General features: G+C 69.5%; 23 protein-coding genes. 9 read left to right on the forward strand and 14 right to left on the reverse strand.

The window, feature by feature from the left end:
- Positions 1-26: 26 nt before the first annotated feature.
- From A3862_RS00470 to arsH, 6 genes are all read right to left on the reverse strand, one after another.
- Positions 27-623, reverse strand: coding sequence for a DUF305 domain-containing protein (locus tag A3862_RS00470; protein WP_236961632.1), 597 nt, complete (start codon positions 621-623; stop codon positions 27-29).
- On the reverse strand, positions 581-913 hold the full coding sequence (locus tag A3862_RS00475; protein ID WP_050735119.1) for a four-helix bundle copper-binding protein: 333 nt from the start codon (positions 911-913) through the stop codon (positions 581-583). The genes A3862_RS00470 and A3862_RS00475 overlap by 43 nt, the downstream gene beginning before the upstream one ends.
- A 371-nt stretch (positions 914-1284) precedes the next feature.
- On the reverse strand, positions 1285-1761 hold the full coding sequence (locus A3862_RS00480; RefSeq protein WP_050735118.1) for a hypothetical protein: 477 nt from the start codon (positions 1759-1761) through the stop codon (positions 1285-1287).
- Between the two features lie 94 nt (positions 1762-1855).
- Positions 1856-2068 carry a heavy-metal-associated domain-containing protein gene (locus tag A3862_RS00485; protein ID WP_050735117.1) on the reverse strand — a complete coding sequence of 71 codons (213 nt, stop codon included), beginning with the start codon at positions 2066-2068 and terminating at the stop codon, positions 1856-1858.
- Between the two features lie 131 nt (positions 2069-2199).
- Positions 2200-2505, reverse strand: coding sequence for a hypothetical protein (locus A3862_RS30950; RefSeq protein WP_124262909.1), 306 nt, complete (start codon positions 2503-2505; stop codon positions 2200-2202).
- A gap of 35 nt (positions 2506-2540) precedes the next feature.
- Positions 2541-3287 carry an arsenical resistance protein ArsH gene (gene arsH / locus A3862_RS00490; protein ID WP_050735116.1) on the reverse strand — a complete coding sequence of 249 codons (747 nt, stop codon included), beginning with the start codon at positions 3285-3287 and terminating at the stop codon, positions 2541-2543.
- Between the two features lie 50 nt (positions 3288-3337).
- Here arsH and A3862_RS00495 point away from each other — a divergent pair, with 50 nt between their 5' ends.
- From A3862_RS00495 to A3862_RS00515, 5 genes are read left to right on the forward strand one after another with little or no spacing between them, the layout of a single operon-like run.
- Positions 3338-3697, forward strand: coding sequence for an ArsR/SmtB family transcription factor (locus A3862_RS00495; RefSeq protein WP_050735115.1), 360 nt, complete (start codon positions 3338-3340; stop codon positions 3695-3697).
- Complete coding sequence (locus tag A3862_RS00500; RefSeq protein ID WP_050735114.1) at positions 3690-4217, forward strand: arsenate reductase ArsC; 528 nt, start codon at positions 3690-3692, stop codon at positions 4215-4217. Before A3862_RS00495 ends, A3862_RS00500 begins: the two co-directional genes overlap by 8 nt.
- A complete protein-coding gene (gene arsC, locus A3862_RS00505) occupies positions 4217-4642 on the forward strand; it encodes an arsenate reductase (glutaredoxin) (RefSeq protein WP_050735113.1) in 426 nt (141 codons plus the stop codon). Before A3862_RS00500 ends, arsC begins: the two co-directional genes overlap by 1 nt.
- Positions 4643-4677: 35 nt before the next feature.
- Positions 4678-5973, forward strand: coding sequence for an arsenic transporter (locus tag A3862_RS00510; RefSeq protein ID WP_050735112.1), 1296 nt, complete (start codon positions 4678-4680; stop codon positions 5971-5973).
- Between the two features lie 7 nt (positions 5974-5980).
- A complete protein-coding gene (locus A3862_RS00515; RefSeq protein WP_111473127.1) occupies positions 5981-7141 on the forward strand; it encodes an MFS transporter in 1161 nt (386 codons plus the stop codon).
- A gap of 242 nt (positions 7142-7383) precedes the next feature.
- On the opposite strand, the gene A3862_RS00520 is transcribed toward A3862_RS00515, so the two are convergent.
- From A3862_RS00520 to A3862_RS00555, 8 genes are all read right to left on the reverse strand, one after another.
- Complete coding sequence (locus tag A3862_RS00520; RefSeq protein WP_050735156.1) at positions 7384-7860, reverse strand: DUF411 domain-containing protein; 477 nt, start codon at positions 7858-7860, stop codon at positions 7384-7386.
- Between the two features lie 20 nt (positions 7861-7880).
- Positions 7881-11033 carry an efflux RND transporter permease subunit gene (locus A3862_RS00525; RefSeq protein WP_050735110.1) on the reverse strand — a complete coding sequence of 1051 codons (3153 nt, stop codon included), beginning with the start codon at positions 11031-11033 and terminating at the stop codon, positions 7881-7883.
- A complete protein-coding gene (locus A3862_RS00530; protein ID WP_050735109.1) occupies positions 11030-12553 on the reverse strand; it encodes an efflux RND transporter periplasmic adaptor subunit in 1524 nt (507 codons plus the stop codon). The genes A3862_RS00525 and A3862_RS00530 overlap by 4 nt, the downstream gene beginning before the upstream one ends.
- Positions 12550-12954 carry a FixH family protein gene (locus A3862_RS00535; protein WP_050735155.1) on the reverse strand — a complete coding sequence of 135 codons (405 nt, stop codon included), beginning with the start codon at positions 12952-12954 and terminating at the stop codon, positions 12550-12552. The genes A3862_RS00530 and A3862_RS00535 overlap by 4 nt, the downstream gene beginning before the upstream one ends.
- An 81-nt stretch (positions 12955-13035) precedes the next feature.
- Positions 13036-13449: a hypothetical protein gene (locus A3862_RS00540; RefSeq protein ID WP_050735108.1), complete on the reverse strand. Its 414-nt coding sequence runs from the start codon at positions 13447-13449 to the stop codon at positions 13036-13038.
- A gap of 577 nt (positions 13450-14026) precedes the next feature.
- Positions 14027-14269, reverse strand: coding sequence for a hypothetical protein (locus A3862_RS00545; protein ID WP_039903393.1), 243 nt, complete (start codon positions 14267-14269; stop codon positions 14027-14029).
- A 359-nt stretch (positions 14270-14628) separates the two neighbouring features.
- On the reverse strand, positions 14629-15279 hold the full coding sequence (locus A3862_RS00550) for an NrsF family protein (RefSeq protein WP_050735107.1): 651 nt from the start codon (positions 15277-15279) through the stop codon (positions 14629-14631).
- Positions 15276-15830 (reverse strand): sigma-70 family RNA polymerase sigma factor, encoded by a 555-nt coding sequence (locus A3862_RS00555; protein WP_039903061.1) that lies wholly within the window; start codon positions 15828-15830, stop codon positions 15276-15278. The genes A3862_RS00550 and A3862_RS00555 overlap by 4 nt, the downstream gene beginning before the upstream one ends.
- A gap of 522 nt (positions 15831-16352) precedes the next feature.
- Here A3862_RS00555 and A3862_RS00560 point away from each other — a divergent pair.
- The 4 genes from A3862_RS00560 to A3862_RS00580 all read left to right on the forward strand — a co-directional run bounded on the left by A3862_RS00560 (position 16353) and on the right by A3862_RS00580 (position 21143).
- Positions 16353-16964 carry a DUF2231 domain-containing protein gene (locus A3862_RS00560; protein WP_050735106.1) on the forward strand — a complete coding sequence of 204 codons (612 nt, stop codon included), beginning with the start codon at positions 16353-16355 and terminating at the stop codon, positions 16962-16964.
- Between the two features lie 842 nt (positions 16965-17806).
- Positions 17807-18103: a hypothetical protein gene (locus A3862_RS00570; RefSeq protein ID WP_050735104.1), complete on the forward strand. Its 297-nt coding sequence runs from the start codon at positions 17807-17809 to the stop codon at positions 18101-18103.
- A 47-nt stretch (positions 18104-18150) separates the two neighbouring features.
- The gene (locus A3862_RS00575; RefSeq protein WP_050735103.1) at positions 18151-19683 is read left to right on the forward strand and encodes a TolC family protein; all 1533 of its coding nucleotides are present in this window, start codon (positions 18151-18153) and stop codon (positions 19681-19683) included.
- A 41-nt stretch (positions 19684-19724) separates the two neighbouring features.
- Complete coding sequence (locus A3862_RS00580) at positions 19725-21143, forward strand: multicopper oxidase family protein (protein WP_043380886.1); 1419 nt, start codon at positions 19725-19727, stop codon at positions 21141-21143.
- Positions 21144-21258: the final 115 nt, after the last annotated feature.

The following is a 21258-nucleotide window of genomic DNA, read 5'->3' on the forward strand; positions in this document are numbered from 1 at the left end:
GCCGCGGACAAGTGGTTCTCTCAGGCTTACTGCTTGCCTTCCTTACGGGCGTTCTTGTCGAGCCAGGCAGTGAGCTCCTTGATGCTCTTCTCCTGTTCCTGGATGCTCTTCTCGGCGATCTTCTTAGCCTCGGGATTGTCGCCGTTCCTCAGGCCGACCTGGGCCATGGCGATGGCGCCCATGTGATGCGGGATCATCGCGCAGATCCAGGCGACGTCGGGGTCGCCGGCCATCATGCCTTCCATCATCGGGCCGTTCATCTGCATCATGGCGTGCTGCAGGCCCTTCTGGGTGTCGGTCGCCTGACCGGACATGCCCTGCATCGCCATCGACATGTGGCCCTGCATGTCCTTCATCGAGGACTCCTTGCCGGCCGACGCCGCCTTGCAGGTTGCGGGCAGCTCGAACGACGGGGCCTGCATGGAGCCGTGGTCGTTGGAGCCATGGTCGTTATCCGCGGCGAGGGCCGCGCCGATGCCGGTCAGCGCCAGGGTCATCGCGAGTGTCAGGGTACGAACGTTCATGATCATCTCCTCCAATTGATCAATCGGGACGGCCGGCTCGGCCGCCCCGTCAGGGTTCAAGCGGTCATTTTCCGGCAGGTCTCGGCACACCGGCGGCACTGCGCGACGCAGTCCTGCATGTCGCCGACCGCCTCACAGCTCCGCGCGCAGGCCTCGCAGACCTCGGCGCAGGCTCGACAGGTGTGCGTGTGCTCGGGCAGGCCGATCAGCATGAAGTGCGCCGAGGTTCGGCATATTTCCGCGCAGGCCATCATCAGGCGAAAATGCTCCGGCTCGACGTGCTTGCCGCCGGCGGGGAGACAGTGGTTGGAGGCCATGCCAAGGCAGCTTTGATAGCAGCGCAGGCACTCGTCGATGCAAGATTGCATCTCGCCAGACATTTTGTGCATCCTTGTTCTCCTTAAGTTGATGGGTGCTGCCATAAGTTCAGCAAATACATAGACGTAATTTGCGTTTTTGCTGAATTGCGATCAGATCCATAACCATATTCGTCGGATTACGTTCAATTTATTGTCTATAATATTTCTGTATGTCTAGGCGCGGGTCTGCAATGAGGGCACGCGGCGGCGAGGCTCGTCGAGGCGTCGCCGACCTTGTGCTGAGCGTGGGCGAGCATCCCGCTGAGACAGCGGCAGAGGGACCCTACGTCAGCGGCGCCGGATCAACGCGAGATGAGAGATGGGCCTCGCCACGGGATAGTCGGTGCACGCCACGACTGCGGTCGCACCTCGGGCGTCGCGCGCCTCGGGCGCGCCTCATCTCACGCGAGGGTTCGTGGGGGCTTGCGCAGCGCCTCGGGAGCGATACCCGCGCGTCCGGCGACATTATCCGGGATTAACATGGCCGCCCGAAACATGGGCATGGCGGGTGATGCGGGTCCGGCAAAAACACCGAATGTGCCGCCCACCGTCGTCCCACAGCAGCGTCGCTTGCAGGGGCCGGGGCAGCAGCATCGGTCGGCATCGACCGCCCGAACGGATGCCGTCGACTTGCCGGTGGTCACGCGTAGGCGAGGCGCGGTCAACAGCGTCACCGCCAACTCGGCGATGCCCGACGCCTTGTCGAGACCCGGGTTCGCCGCGGGAAGGGACGCCGTGGCGGCATCCGAGACCATGCGACCGCGGTGGCCGCAGTGGACGTGCCCCTCGTGAGCCTGGACGGCGGACGGCGCGACATGGGCGATGATCGCGAGGATCATCGCCGCCATCAGACGCACGATATGCCGGTCGAAACCCATGCCGGTCGCCAACCTCGGCCCAAACGTAGGGACGGCGTCGTCCCTGGGACGTGAATGCGCGCATTCGGGTTTGGTTGCGGCTCGTCCCCCCGACTCACGCCGTCGGGCTCAGCGGCTCGGCGGGGAAGCCTGCGGCGACTATGGTCTCGGCAATGCGGTCCGCAGGGCCGGTCGCGCCGGACACGGTCACGAGCTTGGCCCCGAGGTCCACCTCGACCAGGGCGCCCGGCTCGATGCCGGCGATGGCCCGGGTCACGGACTTGGCGCAGCCTCCGCAACCCATCCTGTCGACCTTGTAGCGGTACATGACGCTCTCCCTGTGGTGGCGTCCCGCACAGATGGGGCTTCCCATGGTGGGAAGGTCAAGGGTCGCGGAATGCCTCCCGCCAGGTGGGAATGGCGTCGATTCGGGCGGGCGCCCAGGTCGGGGCCGACGTGTTAGGACACCGTGCGGATGATCGCGGCGAACTTGCCGACGGTCATTTGCGTGCGGTCGCCCTCGGTCACGTCCCGGAGAGGATGAGGGTATCCGATCAAGCTTCCGGGCTTGCGCCGCGTTCGAGGGCGGCGAACCGTTCGGCCTTCACCTCGGCGACGTGGCAGCCGCGTTGGATCGTCCGCCTGGCGTGACTGAACACCCATGGGCGTCTCCGGCTGCGTATCGCAGGCAGCGCGCAGGGCACCCAGCGGTATGTCGCTGGCGGCGGCCGGTGCCATCGTGTGCGGGCGTTCAAGGGTCAGCATCGGCATGCTCCTCGGGTTGTTTCCCGGGACTGGTCTCAGCGCTTCACAAAGCCAATGTCGGCGGCCACCGCGCTCAGCCGCTCCGGCGCGCGCTCCTTCCGCTCGCTGTAGCGGTCCACCAGGTAGTCGGCCCGCTCTCGGGTCAGGAGCGTGAACTTCACCAGCTCCTCGCACACGTCCACGACCCGCTCGTAGAGCGGCCCCGGCTTCATCCGGCCCGCGTCGTCAAACTCCTTGTAGGCCATCGGCACGGACGATTGATTCGGGATGGTGATCATCCGCATCCAGCGGCCGAGCACGCGCAAGGCGTTCACGGCGTTGAAGCTCTGCGAGCCGCCGGAGACCTGCATCACGGCAAGGGTGCGCCCCTGGGTCGGCCGCACGCTGCCCTCGCTCAAGGGCAGCCAGTCGATCTGACTTTTCATCACGCCGGTCAGGGTACCGTGCCGCTCCGGTGAGACCCACACCTGGCCCTCGGACCAGATCGAGAGATTGCGCAGCTCCTGCACCTTTAAGTGGTCGGCGGTCGCATCGTCCGGCAGGGGCAGGCCGTCCGCGTGGAAGATCCGCACCTCGCCGCCCATGGCTTCGAGGAGCCGGGCGGCCTCGTACGCGAGGCAGCGGCTGAACGAGCGCTCCCGCAGCGAGCCGTAGAGGATCAGGAAGCGGGGCGCATGGGTGAACGGCGCCGCCGCGTCTAGGCTGTCGCGGGTCGGCACCTCGAAATGCGCTTGGCTGAGGTTCGGCAGGCCATCTTTGAAGGGCTGGCTGAGCTTGTCCAAGGGACGTCTTTCTTGTACGTTCAAAATATCGTTTGAAGATTGTAACGAAAATGGATGAACCGCAAGCCCTCGCCGCCTTTGCGGCCCTGGCGCAGGAACACCGCCTGCGTCTGGTGCGGTCGCTCGTGACCGCCGGACCAGGCGGCCTCGCCTCCGGCGTTCTGGCCGAGGCGGTCGGCGTCTCTGCCGCGACCGTATCCCACCATCTCAAGGAGCTGAGCCATGCGGGCTTGGTCGCCTCGCGGCGCGAGGGCCGTTCGATCATCTACAGTGCTGCCTATCCGGCCCTGTCCGACCTGATCCAGTTCCTGATGCGCGACTGCTGTCAGGGCCACCCGGAGGTCTGCACCCCGGCCGTCGCCGCCCTCGCCGCCTGCAACTGCCCACCCGGAGACACCCTCTATGCCTGATCGCGTCTACAACGTCCTGTTTCTCTGCACCGGCAACTCGGCCCGCTCGATCCTGGCGGAAGCGATGCTGAACCAGGATGGGCAAGGCCGCTTCCGGTCCTACTCCGCCGGTAGCCAGCCCAAGGGCGAGCCGCATCCGCTGGCGTTGCAGACGCTACGGGAGAGCGACTACCCCGTGCACGGGCTGCGCTCGAAGTCCTGGGACGAGTTCGCCGCGCCCGGTGCTCCGGTGATGGATTTCGTGTTCACGGTCTGTGACAACGCAGCCGGCGAACCCTGCCCCTTCTGGACTGGTCAGCCCGTGACCGCTCATTGGGGCATCGAGGACCCTGCCGCTGCGGAAGGCTCGGAGATCGAGCGCAAGCGCGCCTTCGTGACAGCGCAGCGCTACCTGAAGAACCGCATCGCGGCCTTTATCGCCCTGCCGCTCGGCAGCCTCGACCAGGCGGCCCTGTCGGCCAAAGTCAGAGAGATCGGCCAACAAGCCGGTGCCACCGCGCTCCGGCCGGAGGTCGCTTGATGGACGTCATCATCTACCACAACCCGGACTGCGGCACGTCCCGCAACACCCTGGCGATGATCCGCAACGCCGGAATCGAGCCTCATGTGATCGAGTATCTGAAGACGCCGCCCGCCCGGGCGCTGCTGGTGCAGCTCCTCGCCCGGGCCGGCCTGCCCGTCCGCGACGCACTGCGGGAGAAGGGCGCGCCGTTCGCCGAGCTGGGCCTTGGCGATCCGGCATTGACCGATGCGCAGCTGCTCGATGCCATCGAGGCGCATCCGATCCTTCTCAACCGCCCGCTGGTGGTCAGCCCCAAGGGCGTGCGGCTGTGCCGGCCGTCCGAAGCCGTGCTGGACCTCCTGCCGGGGCAGCAAGGCGAGTTCGTCAAAGAGGATGGCGAGCGGGTCGTGGACGAGCACGGCCGCCGCGTCGGCACTGCCTGAACCCCAACCCCGACCCATAAGAAGAAAACGCCCGGATGCTCGCGCTCGCCATCTTCCTCGTCACCCTCGTCTTCGTCATCTGGCAGCCAAGGGGCCTCGGGATCGGATGGAGCGCGCTGGCAGGCGCGGCGGTCGCGCTCGCCACGGGGGTGATCCATCCGGGCGATATTCCGGTGGTCTGGCATATCGTCTGGGACGCCACCTTCACCTTCGTGGCGCTCATCATCATCTCGCTGCTGCTCGATGAGGCCGGTTTCTTCCATTGGGCGGCGCTGCACGTCGCCCGCTGGGGCAGTGGGTCCGGCCGGCGGCTCTTTCCGCTTGTCGTGTTGCTCGGCGCGGCCATCGCTGCGGTGTTCGCCAACGACGGCGCGGCGCTGCTGCTGACGCCGATTGTGCTGGCGATCCTGCTCCGGCTCGACTTCAAGCCGGCGGCGGCGCTGGCATTCATCGTCGCCTGCGGGTTCGTGGCCGACAGCACCTCCCTGCCGCTGGTGATCTCCAACCTGGTCAACATCGTCTCCGCCAACTTCTTCGACGTGACCTTCGGCAGGTATGCGGCCGTCATGGTGCCGGTGAACCTGGTGTCCCTGGCGGCGACCCTGGTGGTGCTTTGGGCTTTCTTCCGGCGCGACGTGCCGGCGGCCTACCCGGCGGCCGCCTTGGAGCGCCCGGTCGGGGCCATCCGCGATCCGCTGGTGTTCCGGGCGGCGTTCCCGCTGCTTGGCGTGCTCCTGCTCGCCTACTTCGTCACCGCGCCGTTCGGCGTGCCGGTGGCGGCCGTCACCTGTGCCGGTGCGGCCGTTCTTCTACTGCTTGCCGACCGGGGCAGGGTCATCCCGATCCGCAAGGTGCTGACCGGCGCCCCCTGGCAGATCGTGCTGTTCAGCCTCGGCATGTACCTCGTGGTCTACGGCCTGCGGAACGCCGGCCTGACCGACGAGCTGGCCACGGGCTTGGTCTGGCTCGCCGGCCATGGCCCGTGGGTCGCCACGGTCGGCACCGGCTTCGCGGCGGCGATCCTGTCGTCCGTGATGAACAACATGCCATCTGTGCTGATCGGGGCGCTCTCGATCCAGCAGGCGCCGGACCTGTCCCCGCTGACGCGCGAGCTAATGGTCTATGCCAACGTGATCGGTTGCGACCTCGGCCCGAAGTTCACGCCAATCGGCAGCCTCGCCACGCTGCTCTGGCTGCACGTCCTTGACAGCAAGGGCCAGAAAATCACCTGGGGCCAGTATATGAAGGTCGGGCTTGTCATCACCCCGCCCGTGCTGCTGGTCACGCTCGTGGCGCTGGCGGCTTGGCTGCCGCTTCTCGGCACCCGGTAGGCAGCCCGTGTCCGAGGCCCGCCGCTGGCCGGTGATCTCCGCCCTCGGCGTCGTGCAGATCCTCACCTGGGGCTCGTCGTTCTACCTGCCGGCGGTGCTTGCCGGCCCGGTCGCCGAAAGCACCGGCTGGCCGCTCGCCTGGGTCGTCGGCGGACTGTCACTCGGCCTGCTGGTCGCCGCGTTCGCCTCGCCGCATATCGGGACGGCGATCCACCGCCACGGCGGCCGGCCCATCCTGGCGCTGGCCGCGCTGCTGCTGGCTGCCGGGCTGACCATGCTGGCGCTGGCTCCGATCCTGCCGGTCTACCTCGCCGGCTGGCTGCTGCTCGGCCTCGGCATGGGTTGCGGCCTGTACGATCCGGCATTCGCGACCCTCGGCCGGCTCTACGGCGCGGCGGCGCGGCCGGCGATCACCACCCTGACCCTGTGGGGCGGGTTCGCCAGCACCGTTTGCTGGCCACTTTCCGCCTTCCTGGTCGCGCATTTCGGATGGCGCGGTGCCTGCCTGGCCTATGCCGGCCTGCACCTCGCGGTGACGCTACCGCTTGTCCTCCTTCTGATCCCCAAGGCCCCGGCACCGCCGTCGGCGGGGCATCACCAGGACCGAACCGGCCCGCTGTCCGCGAAGGAACGGCGGGCGTTCCGGCTGTTCGCCGGCGTGCTGATAATCGGCGGCGCGATCATGTCGCTTGTTTCGGTGCACCTGCTGACGCTCCTGCAGGCGCGGGGCGTGGCGCTCGCTTCGGCCGTCTCCTACGGGGCGCTGATCGGCCCGGCTCAGGTCGGCGCCCGCGTCGCGGAAATGTCGTTCAAGGGCCGGCACCATCCCCTGTGGACCCCGACCGCAGCCCTTATCCTCGTCGCCCTCGGCCTGGTGCTGCTCGCCGGCGGCCTGCCCGGCGTCGGGGTCTGGCTGGTCCTCTACGGCGGCGGCAACGGCATCTATTCGATTGCGCGGGGCACGGTGCCCTTGGCCCTGTTCGGCCCCGTTCGCTATCCGCTGGTCGTCGGCCGCTTGGCACGGCCGGGGCTGATCGCGCAGGCGCTAGCGCCGCCGGCCGGCGCTTTCGTGCTGACCTACGCCAGCCCGGATGCCCTTTGGTGGCTCCTGCTCATCCTCGGCCTCGCCAACCTCGGACTTGTCGGCGGGTTGTGGCGGACACGGTAATCGCTCCACCGCTTCGGCAGCTATGGGAACTCGGTCGCGCTTCAGCATCCTTGGCTTCGACTTCCCAGTCCCCGGGACAATCGCCCCCCACGCCGTCCGTCCGCTTCGGCCAGGGTGGGCGGACCGGCCGGCCGACCAAGCTCCGCGAGAAGCCGGGCATCGGCTCCTGGGGGGATGCCTCAACGTCGGTTCACCGCCCCGAACGAGTACGGTGACGGCGAGCGCCCGCGCGACGGCTGCGCTCAAGCCGGCGCGCCTCCACGATAACGGGCGAAGGCGCCGCGCCCCTCCGGCCCGAACAGGACCACCTCGTAGATGTCGGGCTCCCTGCCCTCGACCTCCATGCCGGGCGACCCTGCCGGCATGCCCGGAACGGCCAGTCCCGTCACCTTCGGCCGCTCCGCCAGCAGCCGCCTGATGGCGTCCGCCGGAACGTGTCCCTCGACCACGTAGCCGTCCACGAGAGCGGTGTGGCAGGAGGCGAGGTCCCTCGGCACGCCGAGACGCGCCTTGACCGGGTTCACGGGACCCTCGGTCACCGTCACCGTGAAGCCGGCCTGTCGCAGGTGGTCCACCCACTTCGCGCAGCAGCCGCAACTCGGGTCCTTCGTCACGGCGACGGTCGGCAGGCTCTCCCCCATCACGGGTCGTCCGAGCGACACTCCCGCCGCCAAGCCCGCGAGCACGGCACGCCGGGACGGCATCATGTCTGACTTCATCATTCGCTCCTGTTGATTCCTCATTCGGCCGCCAGAGGCATCCGTGCACCCTCCGCGGCGGCCTCCGGCAACCCGCGACCTTTCACCAACGCGTAGACGGCCGGAATCACGACGAGGGTCAGCACGGTCGAGGACACCATCCCGCCGATCATCGGCACGGCGATGCGCTGCATGACCTCGGAGCCCGAACCGGTGCTCCAGAGGATGGGCAGGAGACCCGCCATGATGGCGACCACCGTCATCATCTTGGGCCGCACCCGCTCGACGGCGCCGACCATGATGGCCTGCCGCAGGTCCTCGCGCGTGAGGGGGCGTCCCTCACGCCGGCACCCTGCCCGGACCTCGTCGAGGGCGTGGTCGAGGTAGACCAGCATGATCACGCCGGTCTCGGCTGCGACGCCGGCGAGCGCGATGAAGCCGACCGCCACCGCCACCGACATGTTGAAGCCCATCCACCACATCAGCCAGACGCCGCCGACGAGCGCGAACGGCAGCGAGAGCATGACGATGAGGGTCTCGGTCAGACGGCGGAAGTTCAGGTAGAGGAGCAGGAACACGACGAGCAGCGTCAGCGGCACAACGATCCTGAGGCGGGCTTCGGCGCGCTCCAGGTACTCGTACTGCCCGCTCCACTGCAGGGTCGTGCCCTGGGGCAACCTGACCTCCCTGTCGACCGCGGCCCGCGCGTCGGCCACGTAGCCGCCGAGGTCGCGCCCCGTGAGGTCGACGAAGATGTAGACCGCGAGCTGGCCGTTCTCGGTCCGGATCGAGGTCGGCCCCCGGGTGAGCTCGACCTTCGCGACCTCACCGAGCGGCACCGTCCCGCCGGCCGGCAGCGGCACCTGCACCTCGTCGGCGATGGCCCGCGGGTCGGAGCGGAAGGCGCGCGGGTAGCGCACGTTGACGGTGTAGCGCTCGCGGCCCTCGACCGTGTTGGTGACGCTCTGCCCGCCGAGAGCCGAGGCGACCACGTCCTGGACGTCGCCCACCATGAGCCCGTAGCGGCCGAGCGCCTCCCGGTCGGGCGTGATGTCGAGGAAGTACCCGCCGATGACCCGCTCCGCGTAGGCACTCGACGTGCCCGGCACGTCGCGCACCACCGCCTCGACCTGACGGGCGACCTTCTCCATGGCGCCGAGGTCGGTGCCGAGCACCTTGATGCCGACCGGGGTCCGGATGCCGGTCGAAAGCATGTCGATGCGGGCGCGGATCGGCTGCGTCCAAGCATTCGAGACGCCCGGGAACTGCAGCGCCCGGTCCATCTCCGCCTTGAGGCTCGCGAGCGTCACGCCCGGGCGCCACTCGGCCTTCGGCTTGAGGCTGATGATGGTCTCGGCCATCTCCATCGGCGCCGGGTCGGTCGCGGTGCTGGCGCGCCCGGCCTTGCCGTAGACCGAGGCGACCTCCGCGAAGGACTTGATGATCCGGTCCTGGGTCGCCAGCAACTCGCCCGCCTTCGTCACCGAGATGCCGGGCAGGGTCGTCGGCATGTACATCAGCGTCCCCTCGTCGAGTTCCGGCATGAACTCCGAGCCGAGCTGGCGCGCCGGCCAGACGGTGACCGCCAGGACGCCGAGGGCGAGCAGGATCGTGGGCAACCGCGCCCGCAGTACGCCCGCGATGACCGGGCGATAGAGCCAGATCAGGAGCCGGTTCACCGGGTTGCGATGCTCCGGGACGATCCGTCCGCGCACGAACAACACCATCAGCGCCGGCACCAGGGTCACCGACAGGAGCGCCGCCGCCGCCATGGCGAAGGTCTTGGTGAGCGCGAGCGGCCCGAACAGGCGCCCCTCCTCGCCCTCCAGGGTGAAGATGGGCAGGAAGCTCACGGTGATGATGAGGAGTGAGAAGAACAGCGAGGGGCCGACCTCGCCCGCCGCCTCGACCAAGATCTCGACCCGCGGCTTGTCCGGCGGCGCCCGCTCCAGGTGCTTGTGGGCGTTCTCGATCATCACGATGGCCGCGTCGATCATGGCGCCGACCGCGATGGCGATGCCGCCGAGCGACATGATGTTGGCGCCCAGCCCCAGCGCCTTCATCCCGGCGAACGCCATCAGGATGCCGACGGGCAGCATCAGGATGGCGACCAGCGCGCTTCGGACGTGTAGGAGGAACACGATGCATACGAGGGAGACGACGACGCTCTCCTCGACAAGCGTGTGCCGCAGCGTCTCGATGGCCGCGTCGATGAGTTGCGAGCGGTCGTAGACCGGCAGGATCTCGGTGCCGGCCGGCAGGCTTTTCGCCACCTCCGCGAGCTTCGCCTTCGCGTTCTCGATGACGGTCAGGGCGTTCGCGCCGAACCGCTGCAGGACGATGCCGCCGGCGACCTCGCCGTCACCATTCATCTCGGTGATGCCCCGCCGCTCGTCAGGCCCGAGTTCGACCCGGGCGACGTCCCGCACCCGCAGGGGAGCACCACCGGTGGTCTTCAGGACGATGTTGTCGATGTCGGCCACGCTCCGCAGGTAGCCGCGTCCGCGCACTATGAACTCGAACTCGGAGAGCTCGACCGTGCGGCCGCCGACGTCGGCGTTGCTCGCCCGGATCGCGTCCCGGAGCTTGTTGAGCGAGATCCCCTGCGCCCGTAGGCGGTTCGGGTCGACCACGACGTTGTACTGCTTGACGAAGCCGCCGACGCCCGCGACCTCGGCCACGCCCTCGGCCCGCGACGCCCCGAAACGGACCACCCAGTCCTGGAGGGAGCGCAATTCCGCGAGCGTGCGCTCCTTGGCCACGACCACGTACTGGTAGACCCAGCCGACGCCGGTGGCGTCCGGACCGAGGGTCGGGGTCACGCCCGCCGGCAAGCGGCTGGCGGCCGCGTTGAGGTACTCCAGCACTCGACTACGGCCCCAGTAGGGATCGGTGCCGTCCTCGAAGATCACGTAGACGAAGCTGACCCCGAAGAACGAGAAGCCGCGCACCACCTTCGCCTTCGGGACCGTCAGCATGGCGGTCGTGAGAGGATAGGTGACCTGATCCTCGACCACCTGCGGGGCCTGGCCCGGGTACTCGGTGTAGACGATGGCCTGCACGTCCGAGAGGTCGGGGATGGCGTCGAGCGGCAGCGTTCGCAGCGCCATGACGCCAGCGGCCACGGCGAACACGGTGCCGACCAGCACCAGGACGAGGTTGCGGGCCGACCAGCCGATGAGGCGCGCGATCATGGCTTGCCCTCAAGGTTCGAGGCCTGCCGGTCGCTCGCCTTCGGGGCGGACATGGACTGAAGCGCCGCCTTCAGGTTGCTCTCGGCGTCGATCAGGAAGTTCGCCGCCGTGACGACCCGGTCGCCGGCGTCGACGCCCTCGCGGACCTCGACGTAGCCCGTGCCGCGAACCCCGACCTTGACCTCGCGGGGCTCGAAGCGCCCCCCGCCCCTGTCGAGCAGCACCACCTGCCGTGCACCTGTGTCGATGACCGCGTCGTCGGGCACCGCCACGACGGGCTTGCCCGCCCCCGTGGCGATCTCGACCTCGGCGTACATGTCCGGCAGGAGCGCGCCGTCCGGGTTCGGCAGCTCGATGCGCACCCGCGTGGCCCGGGTGTCCGGGTTTACCTGCGGATAGATCACCCCGACCTTGCCGGAGAAGGTCCGGCCCGGGGCCGAACGCAGGCGCACGGTCACGGCCTGTCCGGCGCGAACCCCGGCCAGGTCGCGCTCGGGCACGTCGGCCAGCACCCACATGACCGAGATGTCGCCGATCCGGAACAGGGTGTCGCCGGCCGCGGCCTTCATGCCCTCGACGGCCGAGCGCTGCAGCACCAAGCCGTCCCGGGCCGACGACCAAGTGATGGCCATCGGCACCTTCCGGGTGCGCTCCATGTCGTCGATGACGGCCTCGGAGACGTTGAGGTTCTGCAGGCGTCGCCGAGCTCCGTCGAAGCCGGGGTTGGCGATGAGCTGCGCGGCGGCGGAATTGATGTCGGGGGAGTAGACGTGGACCAGCGGCTGGCCCTTGCGGACGCGGTCGCCGGTGGTGACGTCCTCGACATGGTCGACGTACGCGTCCGACCGGGTCGCGATGACCGTCACGCGCCGCTCGTCGAGGGCGACGGTACCGGGCACGCGCACCGGCTGCGCCACCACCCGCCGCTCCACGGTTTCGGTTCGGACGCCGGTCCGCTGGACCTTGCCGGGGGAGACCGTCACGACGTTGCCGCCCTCGTCCTCGCCCGCGTAGACGGGGATGTAGTCCATCCCCATCGAATCCTTTTTCGGGGTCGCCGAGGTGTCCGGCAGGCCCATCGGGTTGCGGTAGTAGAGCACCTTGCGCGTGCCCCGGTCGGGCTTTCCGGCCGCCGCCGTTCCAGGCGCCGCCATGCCGTGCCCGGTCACGTCGTGGCCGGCCATGTCGGGGGATGTCGTCTCGCTCCCTTGTGCCTGGTCGAAGCGCACGTCCTCGCTGGCCCGAACCGCCCGGAAGTCGTGCCCCTCCGCAGTCGTTCTCGGCGACGCGGAGTAGACCGGCTTCCCATCCGGATCCTGGTAGTAGACCACCGGACCCGTGACCTTCGGCGGCGCCGGTGCCTGCGGACCCGGCATGCCGGTCGGCAGCCAGTGGGCGAACTCGGTCCGTGCGCGCTCGACGAGGACCGGAACGGGGCTGCCATCGCGCCCCGCCCAGTACCCGGTGCCCCCCGCCGCCAACGCGGCGAGGATCCCGGCGAGCCATGCCGAGCGGCTCACTTGACCGCCTGGAAGACGAGCCTGTCCTCGACGGTGCCGGTTTCGCCCTGGACCTTCGCCCCCAGCGAGAGCCGCCAGCCCCCGGCCATCGTGAGCTTCGCCTTGAAGCGGTAGATGCCAGGCTCCGTCGACGGGACCTGCTCGATCGTCGAGGTCATCTCGTCCATGCTGTCGGGCGCCATGTCGATGCGCTTGGCGAAGATCACCGCGTCCGGAACGGGCTTGCCGGTGCGCTTGTCCATGAGGCGCACCGAGAGGATGGTCTCGCCGACCTTCGCCTCCGTCCGGGTCGGCTCGAAGGCGTAGTCCTTGATGCCGGCGAGCGCCGGCAGGGCCGGGACCGACAGCGCGGCGCCGAGCAGCGCGGCACCGAGGGCGCGCGCGAAGGGGTACGTGGTCACGGATTTCGTCTCCTGAACGCGATGGATGGCCACGCGCGGACGCGCGGCGTCGTGCCGGCGTTCACGCCGGCGGCATCGGGCTCAGGCTCGGGGGGGCTCAGGTAGGGGGCGGCCGGACAGGCTGGCGAAGGACGCCGCATCGGGCCACACCCGGCTCGTCCGCGTCGCCACCGGGGCCGGGACGGACGCCGCGGTCGGCAGGAGGGAGGCGACGCTGGCGAGGCAGAGCGCCAAAAGCGGACAGCCGGCCTTGGCGCAGTCGGGCTTCGCCACCTTCCCGGGCGGGCAGCACGGCATGTCGGCCATGTCCGCGTCGCCCACGTCCATCCCCTCCATCTCGGCATGGGCAATGGCCGAGGTCGCCTCAGGCGCGGCTTGCGCCATGATGAACGCGCGCATCCCCGCGGCGGCCGCGGGCGCGGCCACCGGCGTCAGGGCGAGGCTGAGTACCGCCAGGAGCGGCAACAGTCGCCGAAGGGCGATCAAGAACGTCACGCAGGTACGATGCCAGCTTTTCGATCCGGGCGGAAGGCCAGTGTCACGGGAGACGGCGCGTCTCAAGTCTTGAGGGTCAAGGTTTCGTTCCGTCGGGCGGTCGATCCGCCGACCGACCTCGCCGGGCGGGCGTCTCGGCGACCCGTTTCTCGTGAGCCCGCCGGACCGCGCCATGGCGCGTCCGGCCTGCCGTGCCATGGCCGTCCCCGAACGGCAGGCAGAGGCCGGATCGAGGCCGCTACCCATGGAAGCCGCATCGACACCGTCGGTCCCCTGGCAAGCCCGCGGACATGGGGTGGCCGTCTGCCGGGCGCGCAATCTGGAAGGCGGTCAACAGGGGAATGGTCGCGTGCATCGCAGGCGTGAGCCGGTCGTCGCCCTCGGGCTGTTGCGCTGGCCGCCCATCGCAAGGGCGCAGGTTCCGGGCTCCCGGCATCCGCGCGCGTGCTGTCCGGGCATCTGGGAAACCTACCGCACACTTGGCCCTCCGCGCGGTAGGCGGTGCAGGGCGGCGCGCCAAACCTCACCCCGTACAACCCCAATCGGCCGGTCCGGCGGTTCGGACCCCGCGGGAGGTTCAGAAGTGCTGGGCGGGGGGTGCCGACCGGGCGGCGGCAGGGCGACGGGGCACCGCGCTGATCGATCCGGTCGTCAGGCCGACGTCCGGAGCTTCGACCTGAGGCGTTTCGGTCCGTTGCGATTGATGCGTCTGGGGCAGAAAACGGGGTGGGACGTTGTCCATCCATCCCGCGAGCGCGTAACCCGGCAGTCCGGCGAGCATGGCGATTCCTGCAAAGGCGGGGATGATCTTGCTTTTCATGGCGGAACCCGTTGATCTGACGAGAAGCTTGCCGCTCCTTGTCTTTAAGTCCGGATGTCTTGGACGTACCGTTACAGCGCGCTGCGAACCTTTGTGGGGTTGGGCCGGGGTCGCCCGGCGCGGCGCCTCGCTCACCGGGGGGATGATCCTGCAAGCGATTGTGGGATGCGCGGCGGCCGCATTGCCTCGCGCGGCCGGGCGGGTGGGAGGGTCATGCCCGTCGTCGTGCCGGATCCCATCCGCGGCGATACCGCAGCGAGGCCCGTGACATGAAGCGTCGGCCGGCGACAGGCCCCCAAACCGTCGCGTCGCCCCTTGAACCCCGGCAGGCGATCCGGAGGATGTTCCGAACCGGCTCGCTACCAGCGAAGGAGGCGCGGTCCCAGGAGCGCTCCGACGAGCGTGCACATCGCGATCGTCCCCCCGTACCAGACGGCGACGAACGGTACGGTATCGTCCATGCAGTGCAGTGAATAGCCGAGCGCGCTCACGGCTCCCGCGGAGAGGCCGACCAGGGCACCCGCCCGCACGAGATCCGTCGGCGCTCCGAACCGTCGAACCGCCCAGGTGACGACGGCGAACGGCACGACGGCGATCACGGGGATCGAGATGAGGCATTCGAGCCAGGTGTGACCGGATACCATGCCGTGCCAATGTTCGGTCGGCGCCATCAAAAGGCTCACGCACGCCAGCGCCGCGACCACGAGGAACGGCAAGGCGGCGACCCCGAGATGGACGCGGCTCTCGCCGCCGGGCCTGACCGCCCTGACGAGATACCGGAGCGCGAGACTCCCGACCGCGGCCGCGAACGAGAACTTGAACGCGAGGAACAGGAGCGGCCGGACCTCGGTCAGGCCGGGACGCAGGCCCAGAAACGCCAGCGCCAGGCACAGCGCGGCCGTCGCGCCGACCGCGACCGCCAGCGCGAGCCGGCGGGTCATCCAGGGGGCCCCGACCGGTTCGCGCTCGAAGCTGGCGCCCAGCAGGCCGATGAGTTCGTCGGTCTTCATCTCGCCTTGCCTCCCACGAGATTGGCCAGGGTCTTCAGGCCGCGGTGGACGCTCACCTTGATCGCGGTCTCGGACATCCCGGCACGTTCGGCCGCCTCGGCGGCGCTCAGGCCCTCGACCTTCGTCGAGAGGATCGCGTTCCTCATCTTGGGCGGTAGGTGCGCCAGGAGGCGCTCGACGTCGAGCGAGCTCTCCGCCGCGACATGATCGTCGCGAGCCACCAGCACGCCGGCATCCTCGACCGGGACGTCGGCCGCGGCCGTACGCGTACGCCGAAAATGGTCGATGAGCTTGTAGCGGGCGATGGCGTGGATCCACGGCGTCACCGGTTGCGTGACGTCATAGGTGTGCCGCCGCACATGGATCACCATCAGCGTCTCCTGGACGAGATCCTCCGCCTCGGTGTCGGTACGGCCGGAGCGAGCCAGCTTGCCTTTGTAATACGCGCGTAGGTGCGACCCGAGCCGCCCCAGGAAGCGCCGGTAGTCGGCCGCGCTGCCCGCAAGGCTGGCGATGAGCAGCGCGCGCAGTTCCTCTTCCACCTGCAGCACCGGGACTAGGCGGGCCGGTTCGTAGCCGCTGAGCGGATGTCAGAGATACGTCGCATGTTCCGCCACCCCACCGTGTCCTCACGACCGCAGCACCATCCTGTAGGAGCGTGTCGTACGGCGATCTGCGCCCTGAGGCTCGTCGGCCGAAAGCGACGTATGATCGGCCGCGCCGCTCGGAGAACAATCCGCAAGCGGCCGCCGAAACGTTACAGCGCTCGCGGCATGCCCGGGAGCGTAGGCATGTGCCGCGCATAATTGCCAAGCCTATGCCCCGATCTTAGACCCAGCCGTACCCGACGCCACGGGCCGGGCGGGAAGCCTCCGGAGCCTCGCCGCCGGCGCTCTCCCTTCGCATGGACAGGCTTGCCGAGAGCGCCGCGGAGAGGGCGGTCTCCGATCCGGGGAAGACGGCGGGCTCGGCCCGGGGCCGGCGTTCGGCGCCATCGCTTTTCCCCTCACCGCGGGCGGTCCGGGCAAGAAGCCGGCCCGTCCCGCCATCGACGTTTTCCTAGGAGTACGATCATGATCGAGGTGATCCCGAACTGGCATCCGGTCGCGGTCCATTTCACGGTCGCCCTCCTCATCACGGCCAGCGTCCTCTTCGCCGCGGGGACCCTGTTCAGGAAAGCGGCATCGGGAGGCGCGCTCACGGCCGCCGCCCGATGGAACCTCGCGATCGGCGCGGCAGTCACGGTCGCGACCCTCGCCACGGGTTGGTCGGCGTACAACACGGTCGATCACGACGCGCCCTCGCACGCGAACATGACCGTCCACCTTCGCTGGGCCGTCGCCACCGCGCTCGTGTTCCTCGCCGCCGCCGGCGTCGCCTGGCTGGAGCGCCGGAAGGTCGCAGGCGCGGGCGTCCTGCTGCTGGTGCTCCTCGCCGGAGGTTCCGGGGCCCTCGTGGTCACGGGCTGGCTCGGCGGCGAGAACGTCTACCGTTACGGCCTGGGCGTCATGGCGCTCCCGAGATCGGGCGACCACGTCCACCCCGCAAGCGGCGGCCATCCCCATGAGCACGGCCACGACCACGAGACCGCGGACGCCCCAAAGACGCCCGATGCCGCCGCGGGCAAGGTAGTGACGCGCCCGGCGCCGGACGCCCCCTCCACACCGCACGAACACGCTCATTGACGGACGGGCCGCGGTGATACCCGTCCCGGGTACCCCCAAGCGCCCGTCGCATGAACGCGGCGGGGGTCCTGGCACCGGTGTGGCGGTCAATCCGCCGAGTGCGGCTTCGCCGTCGACACCGGCATGTGGCGAACTTCCAACACGCTGAGTTTGTGGGACATCGGTCGAGCACCACGGATTGCAGCTTCCACCCCGGCGTGAGAATGTCCGCGAAGATTAGGCAGGGGCCCTGATCAGTGAATGTCGTGCGCGCATTGCTGCTTGCCGTACTCGCCTTGGCCTTGGCCATCGCGCCGGCAGCGCCGTGCACCATGGGCCGGCAGTCGATGGCTCACCGCCACATAGCAGCCGCCGCGGCGACGCCTCTCGCGCACGCCGCCGGCGCCTTGGGCGGCCAGAACGAGCCGGACGAGGCTGGGATACGGGGGACTTCCCTCGCCGTGCCGGCGGCGGCCGCCGACGAAGGATGCCCCGGCCATCGGCATCGCCCCAAGCATCCTCCCTGCCCGGCGACCTGCTGCCCGCTCGCGTGCCAAGCCGCGCTTCCCACCCTGCCATGGGCGAGCATCACCCTGGAATTTCATCCGTCCGAGCGGGTCCTGATCGTCCAGGTGGACGGGGCCGTCGACGCGCATCCGCTACGGATCGAGCGGCCGCCGAGGCGCCAAGCGTGACGCGCGGGCGGATCTAGCGCCCGCCCCCGGCCGCTCCGAAGGGACGGCCTCGCACACCCACAACGAGCCGACGCCTTCGCTGGGCGCGACGCCGTCGCCGCTCGGCCCGCGGCCCGTGCAACGCCTGGGACTGCCTTCGGCCGTCCGCCTCAATTCGGGAAATCCAAGATGTTCAAGCTGCCGAGACCGGCCGCGCTCGCGGCGGTCCTGCCGCTCGCCGGCTGCTTGCCCGCCGCCGTTCCCGCCGGGCTCGTCCTGCCCTCGGAGCCGGACATCCCGGTCCGGCCGCCCCGCTACGCCAAGGTGACGCAGGGCGTGAAGGATTTCGGCGTCGTCGACCCTAAGGATTGGCGCGAGCTCAATCGTCAGGTCGCGCCGAAGGCCGGGTCCGGCGGGATGGGGGGCATGCCGGGCATGGACGGGATGCCCGGCATGGGCGGCAAGCGCGATTCGGGGGGGCGGTGATGGCCCGTCGCTGTAACCAAACGGGCGGCGGCGCCGGACTACCGGACATGAGTGGCACGACGACCGCGCCGGGACACGCCGGTACGACCGCGCGACCGCCGGACGAGGCCGTCCGGGGGCGGTTCGTGCGCGTGGCCGCGAGCGTTACCGGCCTCGGCCTCGCCTTGGGGGGCTGCGCGAGCTTCTCGCCGGACGCGGGCCTCTCCGTCGCAGGCGGCTACGCAGCGTTGGAACTGCGCAAGGACATCGTGAAGGCGGACGACCAGGGCGTCGCGCCGAGCGCGGACGCGCGCGTGGACGCGTTGCTGCGCCGTCCCCTGACCGCCGACGGCGCGGTGCAGGTCGCACTCCTGAGGAACCGGGGCTTGCAGGCCGCCTTCAACGACCTCGGCGTCTCCGAGGCGCAGTACGTGCAGGCCACGCTGCCGCCCTCGCCGCGCCTCTCGATCACGCAGTGGGGATTGGGGTTCAACACGGAGATCGAGCGCGCCGTCGCCGCCAGCGTGCTGGAGTTGGCGACGCTCCCGGTGCGCGCCGAGATCGCGCGGCAGCGGTTCACGGCCGACCAGTACAACGCGGCGGAGCAGGTCCTGCGGCTCGGGGGCGAGGCGCGCCGGCAATTCTACCGGACCGTGGCGGCCAACCAGGCGACCGCCTTCCTCGAACAGGCGCTGGCCGGCGCGGAATCCGCCTCGACGCTGGCCAAGCAGCTGGGCGAGACGGGCGCGCTGAACAAGCTGGAGCAGGCGCGCGAGCACGCCTTCTACAGCGAGTTGGGCGCGCAGCTCGCCAAGGCGCGGGTGCAGCAACGCGCCGAACGGGAGCGGCTCACCCGACTGCTCGGTCTCTGGGGGCGGGACATCGATTTCCGCCTGCCTAACGGCCTGCCGCCCCTGCCTGGGAGGCTCGTCGACGGGCACGCCATCGAGGCCGAGGCGATGAGCAAGCGGGCCGACGTGCAGGCCGCCCGCTTCGAGCTGCAATCGCTCGTGGGGCAGTTCGGGCTGAACCAGGCCAGCGGCTTCGTCAGCGTCTTCGATGCGGGCTTCGCGAACCGGTTCTCGCGGTCGAGGACCGCGGGGGGCGAGGGCGGTGCCCCGAAGGTCGACAAGGCCAGCCTGAACGGGTTCTCGGCGGATCTCGTCATCCCGATCTACGACTTCGGGGCCACCGCTGTCCGGGGGGCGCAGGAAAGCTACATCGCCAGCGCCAACCGCCTGGCGGAGCGCGCGGTCAACGCCCGCTCCGAGGTGCGCGAGGCGTACCAGCGCTATCGCGGCCAGTACGACATCACCCGGCATTACCAGACGAGCGTCCTGCCCCTGCGGCGGACGATCCAGGACCAGGCGCTGCTCCAGTACAGCGGCATGCTGCTGGACGTCACGACGCTGATCGTCGACGCCCGGGCCAGGATCCTCAGCAACATCCAGGCGATCGAGGCGCAGCGCGACTTCTGGATCGCGGCGACCGACCTCAAGGCGGCGACTGTCGGCGGCGGTTTCTCGGGGGGCAACTTCGGCGGCGAGGCCGCCGGGGGCACCCCGGGGACGAGCCTCGCCGTCGCGACGCCCGGCGGCTGAGATCCGGACCCCGGACCGCCCATGACATTCGGAGGGAAACCATGACAGACATTTCGCGCAGGGGGATCCTGGGTGCGGGCGGCCTCGTGCTCGCCGGCACCTCCATGATCAGCGGGCGCGTCCAGGCCGCCGGGCTTCCGGAAGCCCCGATCATGGACAAGGCGACCATGCAGCCCCCGCTCTATCCGACGAGCGGGCCGGACTACCAGCCGGTGGTGACGCTCAACGGCTGGACGCTGCCGTGGCGCATGCGCGGCGACTGGAAGGAGTTCCACCTCATCGCCGAGCCGGTCGTGCGCGAGATGGCGCCCGGCATGGACGCGCGGCTCTGGGGCTACAACGGCCAGTCGCCGGGACCGACCATCGAGGCGGTCGAGGGCGACAAGGTCCGCATCTTCGTCACCAACCGCCTGCCGGAGGCGACCGCCGTGCACTGGCACGGGCAGACGCTGCCCAACGGCATGGACGGGGTCGCCGGCCTGACCCAACCCGGCATCCCGCCGGGCAAGACGTTCGTCTACGAGTTCATCCTCCGGCGCTCCGGCACCTTCATGTACCACCCGCACTCGGACGAGATGGTCCAGATGGCGATGGGCATGATGGGCTTCTTCGTCGTGCATCCGCGCGATCCGGCCGAGCGGCGGGTCGACCGCGACTTCGTCTGGCTGCTGAACGCCTACGACATCGAGGCCGGGTCCTATGTGCCCAAGGTCAACACGATGCTCAACATGAACATGTGGTGCTTCAACAGCCGGGTGTGGCCGGGCATCGATCCGATGGTCGCGCGCCAGGGCGACAAGGTCCGGATGCGCTTCGGCAACCTGACCATGACCAACCACCCGATCCACGTCCACGGCGTCGACTTCAAGGTCACCGGCACGGACGGCGGCTGGATCAACGAAAACTATCAGTTGCCGGAGGTGTCGGTCGACGTCGCGGTCGGGCAGATGCGGGCCATCGAGTTCAACGCCGACAACCCGGGCGACTGGGCGATCCACTGCCACAAGTCGCACCACACCATGAACGCCATGGGCCACAACGTGCGGACCTACATCGGCGTGAACCTGAAGAGCACGGCCAAGCAGATCCAGAAGATCGCCCCAGGTTACATGCCGATGGGTTCGACGGGCGGTGGCATGATGTCCGAGATGGAGATGCCGCTGCCCGAGAACACGCTGCCCATGATGACCGGCGCGGGCCCGTTCGGGTCGGTCGAGATGGGCGGGATGTTCACGGTCCTGAAGGTCCGTCCGGGACTGGCGGCCGGCGATTACCGCGACCCCGGTTGGTACAGGCATCCGGAAGGCACCCTCGCATACGAGTGGACCGGCGAGCCGATGCCGGAGCCGGCCCGCGCCCCGGACACCCCGAAGGCCCGGCGCGCCCGGCAGACCGACCTGCGGGTCGTCGATCCGCGGACGCGCCGCACGGCCTCGAACGCGGGCGGCCACGAGCACTAGGCGGACGCCCACAACGCGCCAGACGGCCTGCCGGAATCGCCACGAGCGAGGCAGGCGAACCCGTTCGGAACGGGAGCGATCCCGTCCGAAGTCCGCCGCGCCGGTCGCCGATCCC

Origin of the sequence: Methylobacterium sp. XJLW, from assembly GCF_003254375.1 — a bacterium.
GTDB classification, from domain to species: Bacteria; Pseudomonadota; Alphaproteobacteria; order Rhizobiales; family Beijerinckiaceae; genus Methylobacterium; species Methylobacterium fujisawaense.

Excerpts from the sequence above, each read along its gene's own strand:
- A3862_RS00550 (WP_050735107.1), bottom strand. The coding sequence starts at position 15,279 with ATGAAGACCGACGAACTCATCGGCCTGCTGGGCGCCAGCTTCGAGCGC.
- A3862_RS00475 (WP_050735119.1), bottom strand. The coding sequence starts at position 913 with ATGCACAAAATGTCTGGCGAGATGCAATCTTGCATCGACGAGTGCCTG.
- A3862_RS00560 (WP_050735106.1), top strand. The coding sequence starts at position 16,353 with ATGATCGAGGTGATCCCGAACTGGCATCCGGTCGCGGTCCATTTCACG.
- A3862_RS00510 (WP_050735112.1), top strand. The coding sequence starts at position 4,678 with ATGCTCGCGCTCGCCATCTTCCTCGTCACCCTCGTCTTCGTCATCTGG.
- A3862_RS00495 (WP_050735115.1), top strand. The coding sequence starts at position 3,338 with ATGGATGAACCGCAAGCCCTCGCCGCCTTTGCGGCCCTGGCGCAGGAA.
- arsC (WP_050735113.1), top strand. The coding sequence starts at position 4,217 with ATGGACGTCATCATCTACCACAACCCGGACTGCGGCACGTCCCGCAAC.
- A3862_RS00500 (WP_050735114.1), top strand. The coding sequence starts at position 3,690 with ATGCCTGATCGCGTCTACAACGTCCTGTTTCTCTGCACCGGCAACTCG.
- A3862_RS30950 (WP_124262909.1), bottom strand. The coding sequence starts at position 2,505 with ATGCTGACCCTTGAACGCCCGCACACGATGGCACCGGCCGCCGCCAGC.
- A3862_RS00485 (WP_050735117.1), bottom strand. The coding sequence starts at position 2,068 with ATGTACCGCTACAAGGTCGACAGGATGGGTTGCGGAGGCTGCGCCAAG.
- A3862_RS00580 (WP_043380886.1), top strand. The coding sequence starts at position 19,725 with ATGACAGACATTTCGCGCAGGGGGATCCTGGGTGCGGGCGGCCTCGTG.
- A3862_RS00525 (WP_050735110.1), bottom strand. The coding sequence starts at position 11,033 with ATGATCGCGCGCCTCATCGGCTGGTCGGCCCGCAACCTCGTCCTGGTG.
- A3862_RS00545 (WP_039903393.1), bottom strand. The coding sequence starts at position 14,269 with ATGAAAAGCAAGATCATCCCCGCCTTTGCAGGAATCGCCATGCTCGCC.
- A3862_RS00570 (WP_050735104.1), top strand. The coding sequence starts at position 17,807 with ATGTTCAAGCTGCCGAGACCGGCCGCGCTCGCGGCGGTCCTGCCGCTC.
- A3862_RS00575 (WP_050735103.1), top strand. The coding sequence starts at position 18,151 with ATGAGTGGCACGACGACCGCGCCGGGACACGCCGGTACGACCGCGCGA.
- A3862_RS00480 (WP_050735118.1), bottom strand. The coding sequence starts at position 1,761 with ATGGGTTTCGACCGGCATATCGTGCGTCTGATGGCGGCGATGATCCTC.
- A3862_RS00520 (WP_050735156.1), bottom strand. The coding sequence starts at position 7,860 with ATGAAGTCAGACATGATGCCGTCCCGGCGTGCCGTGCTCGCGGGCTTG.